The sequence below is a fragment of the Methanospirillum sp. genome (assembly GCF_035560735.1).
Classification (GTDB): domain Archaea; phylum Halobacteriota; class Methanomicrobia; order Methanomicrobiales; family Methanospirillaceae; genus Methanospirillum.
Genome location: NZ_DATMYY010000414.1, coordinates 1 through 8,133, shown reverse-complemented (window position 1 = coordinate 8,133; position 8,133 = coordinate 1). Strand labels below are relative to the sequence as shown.

Annotated in this window: 10 protein-coding genes; all 10 read left to right on the top strand. The window is 47.0% G+C overall.

What is annotated here, in order from left to right:
* Nucleotides 1-70: 70 nt before the first annotated feature.
* On the top strand, nucleotides 71-424 hold the full coding sequence (locus tag VN429_RS12460; protein ID WP_325633812.1) for a dihydroneopterin aldolase family protein: 354 nt from the start codon (nucleotides 71-73) through the stop codon (nucleotides 422-424).
* A complete protein-coding gene (locus VN429_RS12455; RefSeq protein WP_325633810.1) occupies nucleotides 396-1,223 on the top strand; it encodes a TatD family hydrolase in 828 nt (275 codons plus the stop codon). The genes VN429_RS12460 and VN429_RS12455 overlap by 29 nt, the downstream gene beginning before the upstream one ends.
* 93 nt (nucleotides 1,224-1,316) lie before the next feature.
* A complete protein-coding gene (locus VN429_RS12450) occupies nucleotides 1,317-1,640 on the top strand; it encodes a DUF424 domain-containing protein (protein ID WP_325633808.1) in 324 nt (107 codons plus the stop codon).
* 17 nt (nucleotides 1,641-1,657) lie between these two features.
* Complete coding sequence (locus VN429_RS12445) at nucleotides 1,658-2,695, top strand: 60S ribosomal export protein NMD3 (protein ID WP_325633806.1); 1,038 nt, start codon at nucleotides 1,658-1,660, stop codon at nucleotides 2,693-2,695.
* The gene (locus VN429_RS12440) at nucleotides 2,692-3,561 is read left to right on the top strand and encodes a class I SAM-dependent methyltransferase (RefSeq protein WP_325633804.1); all 870 of its coding nucleotides are present in this window, start codon (nucleotides 2,692-2,694) and stop codon (nucleotides 3,559-3,561) included. The genes VN429_RS12445 and VN429_RS12440 overlap by 4 nt, the downstream gene beginning before the upstream one ends.
* Nucleotides 3,558-4,736 (top strand): bifunctional phosphopantothenoylcysteine decarboxylase/phosphopantothenate--cysteine ligase CoaBC, encoded by a 1,179-nt coding sequence (coaBC, locus tag VN429_RS12435; protein ID WP_325633802.1) that lies wholly within the window; start codon nucleotides 3,558-3,560, stop codon nucleotides 4,734-4,736. Before VN429_RS12440 ends, coaBC begins: the two co-directional genes overlap by 4 nt.
* Nucleotides 4,733-5,593, top strand: a complete 861-nt coding sequence (locus tag VN429_RS12430) for a pantoate kinase (RefSeq protein ID WP_325633800.1) — start codon at nucleotides 4,733-4,735, stop codon at nucleotides 5,591-5,593. Before coaBC ends, VN429_RS12430 begins: the two co-directional genes overlap by 4 nt.
* Nucleotides 5,590-6,321, top strand: coding sequence for a 4-phosphopantoate--beta-alanine ligase (locus tag VN429_RS12425; protein WP_325633798.1), 732 nt, complete (start codon nucleotides 5,590-5,592; stop codon nucleotides 6,319-6,321). The genes VN429_RS12430 and VN429_RS12425 overlap by 4 nt, the downstream gene beginning before the upstream one ends.
* A complete protein-coding gene (locus VN429_RS12420) occupies nucleotides 6,305-7,303 on the top strand; it encodes an AAA family ATPase (RefSeq protein ID WP_325633796.1) in 999 nt (332 codons plus the stop codon). Before VN429_RS12425 ends, VN429_RS12420 begins: the two co-directional genes overlap by 17 nt.
* Entirely contained in the window at nucleotides 7,300-8,037 is a 738-nt protein-coding gene (locus VN429_RS12415; RefSeq protein ID WP_325633794.1) for a class I SAM-dependent methyltransferase, read from the top strand. Before VN429_RS12420 ends, VN429_RS12415 begins: the two co-directional genes overlap by 4 nt.
* The last annotated feature ends 96 nt before the right edge of the window (nucleotides 8,038-8,133 follow it).

The following is an 8,133-nucleotide window of genomic DNA, read 5'->3' as shown; positions in this document are numbered from 1 at the left end:
CCTATAAAATCTGGAGTTATGCTCATGAACTTCGATAATCATAAATTTTTATTTTCAAAGATGAGGGACTATGATCTCTGACAGGGAGCGTGCAGCGTTTGAGGCAGGGATCAAACTGGGAGCACTCTATCACCAGTGGGTAGGAACTCCGGTTTCACGGGAATCAGCCGGATCCCTTGAGCATGCCATTGAGAACGCTCATATTCAGCAGCCATATGTTACCGAGATCAGTGTCGGTCTTGATCGCGAGGCGATGGTCCCTAACTCTTTCGGCTACAGTGAACTGGCGGGATTGATGCTGGATGTTGAAATGACAGTCAGGGTAAACCAGGCAACCTGTCATGTAGCGCTCTCACGCGAAGGCGAATATCCAATGATGCGAATCGAGTGGATCGATGAAGACTCCGAAGTTTCCAGTTCTTGATGATCATATCCATATTGATCCAAGAAATGGTCGCGGTATTGACGCAATAAAAGATTTCAAACGATCAGGTGGCACTCATATCTGCCTGGTAACAAAACCTTCCTGGTCGCTTGATGTTCACCCTTCTTCTGGCAATGATTATTCAACAGTCTTTGATGAGACACTGGAGATTGCTAAACAGATAGAAGAGCAGGGCATAGTCGTTTTTCCCCTCCTCGGTGTCCACCCCGCAGAGATCACCGTGCTGACTCCAAGGCTCACTCTAAAAGAGGCGACTACTGTTATGAAAAAAGGTCTCGATTGCGCTGCAACATATGTGAGAGAAGGAAAGGCAATCGGGCTTAAAAGTGGGAGACCCCATTACGAAACTTCACCAAAGATACTTGCTGCATCCAACGAAGTCCTCTCCCATGCTCTGACCCTCGGAGGGGAATTGGGTTGTGCCGTCCAGATCCATGCCGAGACTGGTCCGTGCGATGATGTTGTGGAGATGGCGAGATCTTTAGGGATGGATCCTTTGCGTGTGATAAAGCATTTCGGCTCACCAGAAACTCCCCTGATGCCTTCTCTTGTGGCCAAACATGAAAGTATACCTGAACTCTGCTTAGCGAAGAGAAGATTCACAATGGAGAGTGATTATATGGATGAAAACGAGCGTCCGGGAGCTGTAATGGGACCCAGATCAGTTCCCAGACAGACAACCAGCCTTCTTCAGGCAGGAAAAATTACTGAAGAAGATATATTCAGGATTCATCAGGAGACCCCTGAACAGGTGTACGGGGTAGAGATCAGAATATAAATGAAAGACGACATTATTTATGATAGCCCAATTTCAGTTTTTTGATTGAAGTTGTCATCAGTATAGATACTCATTTTTTCCCTTGCTGAGGGAATGATTTTACGTATTCAGCCGGTTCATATATACCAGATGTATATCAGGATTCACCGGTCAGCCGGCTGTCATGAGGTTGTAGGAATCTGCGACCATGAACTGCTTGGCACAACACTGAGTGAAGGAGACCTGAATGTGGTAATTAGCCCTGAATTCTTTGGTAGTCATCTGGCCACCGAAGAGGAAATTCTTGAAGCACTACGTGATTGTGAAAATATCAATATGTTTGGGGAACGATGCATCAATCTTGCTATCAGTCATGGATTCATTGACCAGGAATCATGCAGGATGATCGCCGGAGTTCCCCATGCAATTATACTCTGATTATTCTTTCTGAAATTATGGATCTACACGACGCAATATGTCCCAAATGTGGAGGCCCGTCAAAAGATGGAAGCCTCTGCGGCAAATGTTTAACTGGAGAGATCCCCTGGTATGTCTGTGACCCCCGGGTTTTCATCACCCGGTGTGGAGGCTGCGGTTCGATAAAAACGAGTGCAGGATGGGGAGATTCATCACGCGAACGTGAGGATTTGGAAGAGGATGCTGCAATATCCGCAATAAAATTTCATCAGGATGTAAAAAAACCGAACATATCAGTAAAGTTGGATCACCTCAGTATCAACCGGACGTATGCAGATCTTGAACTTTCAGGTACTCTGTTTGATGAAAATCTTGAGGGATACTGTTCACTTGAGATCGTTTGGCAGAACGAGTCCTGCGATCGGTGTAACCGTCAGCACGGGAACTACTACGAAGGTGTAGTTCAGATTCGGGCTGATGGAAGAAAGGCAACCATTGAGGAGCAGGAAGAATCACAACGGATTGCCGTACAGGTCGAGACCGAGATGCAGAATGACGGTGAACGCCTTTCATTTATCACAAGATTTGATGAAGGGCGTGAAGGTCTTGACATCGTTGTCGGTTCGCAGGCAATCGGAGAACAGATCTCGCGAGAGATTACAAAACGGCTTGGAGGGAGATTCTCTCTACACCCCACACTTGTGGGAGAGAAGAACGGACAGAAGCTCTATCGGGTAACCTATGCTGTAAGATTACCTAAACTACAGCGGGGAGATGTAATCGCAGTTCGCAATACATACGGCGAGATACTACACCAGGAAAATAAAACATACACATACCTCGATCTCAAGACCGGCCTCCCCAGGACAATCCCGGAATCAACTCCTTCGAGGTTTGTGGCTAATGTTCGTGATGCTGCTGTCTTTTCCGTCATCTATCAGGATTCAGGAATCATAGGTATTCTTGATCCCGAGTCAGGAAAGACTGAAGAGATAAACAGAGTCTCATGGCGCCATCCTGAAGTAGGTGATTCAGTCCGAATTCTCCGTGACAGCGAACGCACAATAGTAGTATGATGCAGGCTCGGCTGGTTCCGCTTACAGATATGGCTGTTCTTAAGACAGAACCCTGGGTAGACCAGACCAGACGACCCTTTGTGACAGCAGAAGGAGCATACATCCCGGTCAGAGAAGGATATCCTTCTACCCATATGCTTCCTTCACGCAGGCGATCAGGAAGAGGATACCAGAAACTTGGCGACGTTGTGATCTTTCATGGATCCCGTCCGAGCCGGGATGAGGTGGATGATATTAAAGCTCTGGAAAAGCCCAGAGGAATTTTTTGGATCTCCAGGCATGAAGGGGCTTTTAGGGAGCCAAAGATCTCAAGGATTGAAGGATCCGGAGGAGAAGTTACCCATCAGGAATCAGGAATCATCTACCGTTTAGATATTGAACGGGTCATGTTTTCTCAGGGAAACCGGGAAGAAAAGACACGAATATCAAAGATGATTCATCCCGGTGAAACCGTGGCTGATATGTTTGCAGGAATCGGGTATTTCTCTCTCGGGATGGCAAGGGCAGGAGCACAGATTCATGCAATGGAGATCAATCCCGTTTCATTTACATTTTTAGAGCAGAACACGTCACTAAATGGGCTCACCGGGAACATAAGAGCAGAAAACGGAGACTGTCGTGACCTTCTCTCAGGAGTGTATGACAGGATTCACATGGGCCACTTTGAGGCAGTCACATTTCTGAGTCAAGCACTCAGGCACGTCCATAAGAAAACTATTCTTCATGTACACATGCTTGGCGATCGTTCAGATGAGATCAAAAAAATCATTCACGATTCTTCGCTCAAGGCTAATATTACCATGCACAAAGTCAAGAAGGCAGGACCGAGAACCTGGCATCTGGTCGCTGACGTGGTGATAGAATGAACCTTCTCCAGGGAAAAACCATCCTTCTCGCAGTGACCGGGAGTATCGCCGCTGTTGAAACAATAAAACTCGCCCATGCTCTCCGGCGTCGTGGAGCAGAAGTACAGGCAGTAATGAGTGGAGCAGCAACGCAGATCATTCATCCAGATGCCCTGACATATGCCTGCAACCATGAAGTTATCATCAGAATTAGCGGGATGGTTGAACATGTCAAGTACTGCGGGGACGAACGCGTTGCTGACCTCCTGCTCATCGCCCCCTGTACTGCAAACTCTATCTCAAAAATTGCCTGTGGAATAGATGACACCCCAGTTACCACCTGTGCAACTACCGCACTTGGAAGTAAAATGCCAATCATCATCGTCCCTGCCATGCATCATGCCATGTTCCGCCATACTGCAGTGATGAAAAACCTTGAAACACTCAAGTTATGGGGCATTCAGGTTGTGGGTCCAAAAATTGAGGAGGGAAAAGCAAAGATTGCACCTGTCGATGAAATTGTGCTCTCCTGCGAACGGGAACTCTGTGGTAAACCCCTCGCTGGAAGGCACATCGTCATCACAAGCGGGAGATGTGAGGAACCTGTCGATGATGTACGAGTCCTCACTACCAGATCATCTGGGCTCATGGGACAGGAACTTGCTAAGGCTGCATATCGACTTGGAGCAGATGTCACAATAATCCACCGGGATAACCTTCCGGGATTCAAAAATATTCAGATTACTACTGCAGATTCTATGCTACAGACAGTAATGCAGGAGCTGGACTCTCATCATACTGACATCTTTATCAGTGCCGCAGCAGTCTCTGATTATGCACCGATCAAGTACCAGGGAAAGATTCCTTCGGGTCAGAATCCTGTCCTTAACCTGCATCCCCTCCCAAAGATCCTTGACAAAGCTATCACAAAAGCAGATCTTACAGTTGCTTTTAAATTAGGAGAAGAGAGTGTTCATGAAGCTCCCGCACTTTTAAGCAGAGGGATTACTTTGGTTGCTGCAAACAAACCAGAGAACATGGGGTCGAAAGAAGGTAAATACGATCTGGTTGACAGTTCAGGAACGATGAGTGTTTCAGGTTCAAAAGAAGACGTGGCACACGAAATATTTAATCTGATCATCTCAAGGCATCCCTCAAACCTTTCTCCGGCGATATCTGACCCACATGAATTATGAGTCCGTCACAAGTTACTGTCTTTTGTCCAGGCCATATTTCAGGATATTTTAAACCGGTGATCATTGGAGATCCAACAACATCAGGGAGCTGCGGTGGCGGTATTGTCATAAATTCCGGAGTTACCGTTGTTGCATCCAAAGCAGAAGAGACAATTATCCAGGTACTTCGAACATACCAGGATGAATCACAGATCGTATCTGATAATTCACCGGTGATCAGACACCTTTTGCAAAATCTCTCTCTTACCGCATCAATCAAAACGTTTTGCACACTCCCCCTTTCTTCGGGATATGGGCTTTCTGCTGCTGCCCTGCTTGCAACAGTTCATGCAGTTAACCGGCTGTTTGATCTTGGTCTTTCTCCTGAAGAATGTGCGTTGCAGGCTCACCAGGTGGAGGTAACTTCCCGGACTGGACTTGGTGACGTGGCAGCCTGCCAGGGGGGCGGATGGGTTATCAGGAAAGGACCGGGGATCATGGCAGAGATACTCAGATTTCAGGATCAACAGACAATTCATGCAATCACCCTAAGCCCCCTGAAAACTGAATCAGTCCTCTCATCACCAGAAATGTTGAGCAGGATAACTGCTGCGTTTCCGAAAATAGACCCAGACACTCTCGCCGGATTTTTTACCTGTTCACGAAGTTTTGCTGAAGCATCCGGACTCATCTCTCCTGACATAGAGAAAGTCCTAATCGACTGTGATGCCAATAATATCCCAGTAAGTATGACAATGCTCGGAAACGGAATATTTGCACTTGGAGAACGTGCAAAGGATCTCCTCAATCGGTATGGGGAGACTTATTCCCTGCAAATATCTCATACCGGGCCCCGGATTCTGGAGGTACTGCCATGATACCGGAAAGTCACCCGCGATATCGTTCTCTGGTAACCCGTGAACAAATGGCAGAAGCTGCCCGGTCAGGAATTGTGGCGCTTGAAGGTCTTACTGCTCATGGAAGAGGTGAGGCTTTTGATTACCTTCTAGGTGAGAAGACCAGTGCCAGTGCTGCTGAAGCAGAGCGGGTGGCTGCTGCACTCCTAAAGACAGCCCACCATCCGGTCATATCTGTCAATGGAAACACAGCAGCTTTGTGTGCCCAGGCAATTGCTGATCTTCAGAAGGCATCAGGGGCAATAGTTGAGGTAAACCTCTTTCACCGTACTGATGAGAGGGTTGCGGGTATTACCCGAATCCTTGAAGATGCCGGATGCCGCGTGCTCGATGGTCCGGTTGAGAGGTTAATTCCTCTCGAACATGACAGGGGCCTTTGTCATGCAAACGGTATGGCTGCCGCTGATCTGATTCTTGTCCCACTTGAAGATGGAGATAGGGCCGAGGCACTGATTGCAATGGGAAAGAAGGTAATTGCAATTGATCTCAATCCATTGTCCCGGACTGCAAATACTGCAACCCTTCCAATCATCGATGAGGTTACCAGGGCTATTCCAGCCATAACCGCAGCTTTCAAAACAATGGATCAGGAAGAAGCAGAAAAACTGACACGGAATCCAGATGGGAAGAGATACCTTCGTGATGCTATCATGACAATTAGGAGCAGACTGGATGATCTTTTGGATTGAGAAATTCAGGCCCGCGGATCTGGGCCAGATCATCGGACAGGAACGGGTTGTTGAAGTCCTCCGAAAGTTTTCAGATAGCCATATGCTTCCTCACCTGCTTGTAACCGGCCCACACGGTACCGGAAAAAGTATCGCTGTAGAAGCAACATTGAAGGCACTCTATGGTGATTCCTGGCAGGACAATGTCACAATATTTCAGACTGCAGACATGATGGAGCGTGGGAGATCATACCTTGAGACTGATGAGAGATTCATGCATCTCTACAAACCAGATGAATCCTTTCTCTCAAATCTGAAGCATGCAATAAACTCATACGCATCCATCAGACCCATAAACGCAGAGTTCAAGGTTCTTTGGTTTGAAGATGCCCACACCCTTTCACAGGATGTACAACATGCACTCCGCAGGATTATGGAGCGGTATAGCAGGACATGCAGATTTGTCTTCTGTACTACACAGGCATCATCAGTAATTCCTCCTATTAGTTCACGATGTCTTCCGCTCTTCTTCCTTCCTCTCTCCAGGGAGCAGATTCTGGCAAGACTCAAGGAGATTCTCCAGACAATGGGGGCCACAGATACCGTAAGTGATGAGGAACTCGGCATTCTTGTTGCTGCTGCCGGGGGAGATCTGCGTAAGGCTATCATGTATCTCCAGGTACGGGTTAGCACAGGAACAGAAATCACACCTGCGACTTTTGACGAGGGTGAAACCAGAAAAATTGCTGCAGCGGCGTTCATTGCAATGCAATCCAAAGATATCGCCACTGCACAGCGGCGTCTCGAAGGTCTGATGATCGAATACGGGCTTTCAGCCCGCGAGGTGCTGCAGGAACTGATGCTGATTGTGCGACGTGAATATTATCACCCAGATATTATCTCAAGTATCGCTGATACCGATTACATCATCACTCACGCTGGAAATGAATACCTACAGATGAATGCCCTTGCTGCAAAGATAGTCGGGGAGGTCTTTTTGTGAAATCAGCAGTACAAAGTGAACAAAAAGTTCAATCCCATTACGATGATATCGCTGATGTATATGATCAGCGGTATGATCACCGGGAAAGGGGAAGACAGTACTATGATCATATCTCTCAGGAAGTGCTGGATCAGATCGGTACCGGGGGAGAACTCCTTGATATCGGATGTGGGACCGGGCTTTTTATCAGAAGGTTTCTGAAACACGGGGGCAAAGTAACCGGTATAGACATCAGTTCAGGAATGATCAAACGGGCAACCACGATATTTCCATCTGAACAGTTCCTGGTAGGAAATGCAGAGTTCCTCCCGTTCGGCGAGAATTCATTTGATTCAATTTCAAGCCTCCTCGCCTTTTCTTACCTCACTAAACCAGACCAAACCCTCGAAGATTGTTTGAGAATATTAAAACCAGGTGGAAGACTGGCAGTCTGCACATTGGGAAAAAATGTTTTTACATCAAGTCTGCCAGCTCTGTTCACAATTGGGGAGAAGATGAAGATCCGCCGGGTTGGTGTCGGAAAGTTTACTGAACATTACTATACGGCTCAGGAGATGCACGAGCTCTTTGAAGCAGCAGGTTTTACAGATATTTCAATATACAGGTGCTCTTTTGCACATTTCACCTTTGCAGATCCACTCTTCTCAATTGCTAAACGGGTAGAACCGTTTATAGAGGAGAATATCCCCTATCTCGCATACAATCTTATCGCGAGCGGACAAAAACCACGGTAAATTAGGTATGCAAATTCCCCTTCCTGGTTTCTCACACCCTCCTCTTCCCGATAATTTTTCTGATTCATTCCATGTTGATGGAATGCCATATTATTA

Excerpts from the sequence above, each read along its gene's own strand:
- VN429_RS12460 (WP_325633812.1), top strand. The coding sequence starts at position 71 with ATGATCTCTGACAGGGAGCGTGCAGCGTTTGAGGCAGGGATCAAACTG.
- VN429_RS12455 (WP_325633810.1), top strand. The coding sequence starts at position 396 with ATGAAGACTCCGAAGTTTCCAGTTCTTGATGATCATATCCATATTGAT.
- VN429_RS12450 (WP_325633808.1), top strand. The coding sequence starts at position 1,317 with ATGATTTTACGTATTCAGCCGGTTCATATATACCAGATGTATATCAGG.
- VN429_RS12445 (WP_325633806.1), top strand. The coding sequence starts at position 1,658 with ATGGATCTACACGACGCAATATGTCCCAAATGTGGAGGCCCGTCAAAA.
- VN429_RS12440 (WP_325633804.1), top strand. The coding sequence starts at position 2,692 with ATGATGCAGGCTCGGCTGGTTCCGCTTACAGATATGGCTGTTCTTAAG.
- coaBC (WP_325633802.1), top strand. The coding sequence starts at position 3,558 with ATGAACCTTCTCCAGGGAAAAACCATCCTTCTCGCAGTGACCGGGAGT.
- VN429_RS12430 (WP_325633800.1), top strand. The coding sequence starts at position 4,733 with ATGAGTCCGTCACAAGTTACTGTCTTTTGTCCAGGCCATATTTCAGGA.
- VN429_RS12425 (WP_325633798.1), top strand. The coding sequence starts at position 5,590 with ATGATACCGGAAAGTCACCCGCGATATCGTTCTCTGGTAACCCGTGAA.
- VN429_RS12420 (WP_325633796.1), top strand. The coding sequence starts at position 6,305 with ATGATCTTTTGGATTGAGAAATTCAGGCCCGCGGATCTGGGCCAGATC.